The sequence below is a fragment of the Actinophytocola sp. genome, from assembly GCF_036002505.1.
Lineage (GTDB): Bacteria > Actinomycetota > Actinomycetes > Mycobacteriales > Pseudonocardiaceae > DASYTH01.
On record NZ_DASYTH010000303.1, the window covers coordinates 1 to 1,864 of the forward strand.

Annotated in this window: 1 protein-coding gene; it reads right to left on the reverse strand. The window is 70.8% G+C overall.

Going from position 1 to position 1,864, the window contains the following annotated elements:
- Nucleotides 1-63: 63 nt before the first annotated feature.
- Nucleotides 64-1,500 carry a DNA cytosine methyltransferase gene (locus VGR06_RS26635; protein WP_327561875.1) on the reverse strand — a complete coding sequence of 479 codons (1,437 nt, stop codon included), beginning with the start codon at nucleotides 1,498-1,500 and terminating at the stop codon, nucleotides 64-66.
- Nucleotides 1,501-1,864: the final 364 nt, after the last annotated feature.

Consider the following 1,864-nt stretch of genomic DNA (forward strand, 5'->3'; position numbering starts at 1 on the left):
CGGGTGGGGTGACGGCGTTGCCGAGCATCCGCACCCGGGCGCGCGTTTGGAGCCGAACAGGGTCTAGCCGTCGGTGAAGGCCATCCCGGCGCGGATCTCGTCGACGCCGAGCATCCGGAACGTGCAGTCCGCCACGTCGACGGTGGGGCGGATGAGGGCGTCGCCGGGTACCGCGGTCTGGGTGGGCAGCGGCGCGGCGACCGGTCGCATGGTGCCGGTGTCGTAGGCGTAGGTCAGGTGGTCCCAGCGGACCAGTGACTGGTGCCCGGCGGTGGTGAGCGCGCGGAGCGGTTCCTCGAGCGGGGTGGACATCTCCGCGCCGCCGGTGTTGTTCCGCATGATCAGGCCCTGGTGGGTGCCGCCGGCGGCGAAGGTGACCAGCGGGTGGGTGCGGGGCGGGCCGGGCGACGCCGTGTTGCGCAGCGGCACCACGAGGGCGTCCTGGGCGCGGGCGGTCTGCGCCCGCATCGGGTCGGCGGTGGTGCGGGCCTGTTTGCCGGTGCGGGCCTCGACCGGGACGAGCAGCGCTTCGGTTTCGCGGGTGGTGCGGGCGCGCATCGGCGTGGTGGTCGGCCGGGCGGTGCTGTTCCAGGTGCCGCCGGACGGCACCAGCATGGCGGAGCCGTGGCGGCGAAGTCCGTGCTCGATGCGGGCCAACGTCTTGGGCCGCAACGGTTTCGACCGGTCCCCGATCCGCCCCGCGGGCAGGGTCCAGTCGATCGCGGCGGCGGCCGACAGGCAGTACGGGTGCACCACCGCGGCCCGGCACGAGGTCTGCGGGCAGCGGTAGATGTATTGGGTGCCGTAGCGCATCGCCCGCCGCAGACCCGGCTTCGCCAGGTACACAGCGTGCACGTCCCGGTCGCAGGCCGGGCACCACGCCAGCGGGCGGGTCCACTTCGGAAAGTCCGGGGTCGGGTAGTGGTCGCGCCAGAACACGAAGTACACCCGGTCGCGCAGCTGGGGGGCGCCAGGGCCGAGGATGGTGGCAAACGCCGAGTTGAGCACGACGGTGCGGTGGGCGTAGCCGAGCCGGCGCATCCGGGTCAGCCAGGCGTCGAGGTGGACCCATTTGAGGATGTCGGTGACGTTCTCCACGATCACCGCGCGGTAGCGGTGCACCTCGGTGAACCGGGGCACATCCTGCATCAGCATCCGGGAGCGTTGCGCGGCTTCGTCGGGCAGCGGTTCCGGATCCTCGTCCTGGCCGAAGAGATCGAGCTGCACGGGCTTGCCGTCGTAGTCGCACTTGACGCCCCTGGCCGCCGACCAGTTGGTGCACTCCGGGGAGAACCAGCAGATGTCCGTGCGGGGGTGCCGACGCGGGTCGATGCGGGTGATGTCCTCGCGATCGTGGTCGGCGTGCGGGAAGTTCGCGTGATGCGTGTCCACCGCGAGCTGCCAATGGTTCGACGCCATTACGACCCGGACGCCGGGGACCTGTTCCATGCCGGTCGAGCTGCCACCGGCCCCGCAGAAATAGTCCGCAACGGTCAGCATCACGCCACCACCACCGGCGACGACGGGGCGGAGACGGCGCGGGTTTCGTTGTCCGAGCCCGCATCTCGCTCAGACTGCTGTAGGGATGTGAGGTCCAGCCCGTCGAACAACGTGGGCTGCGCGGCCAATCGGCGTGGACCTGTCGCGATCGTGGTGGCGTGGGCGCGCCAGCGGTAGGCATAGCGCGAGCAGTTGGCACAGTTGAGGTGACCCCGACAGTCCGGCAGACCTGGCCGAGAGCACCGATGCGCGCGTGACGGCGTTGGCTTCGATGGCGTTACAGGCGTGTACCAGCGACAACCCGACGGACGGACGCGAAGCGGTTGACCTTATGGCCGTTGCCAAGCGGTCGGCAGGCGGAGGT

Excerpts from the sequence above, each read along its gene's own strand:
- VGR06_RS26635 (WP_327561875.1), bottom strand. The coding sequence starts at position 1,500 with ATGCTGACCGTTGCGGACTATTTCTGCGGGGCCGGTGGCAGCTCGACC.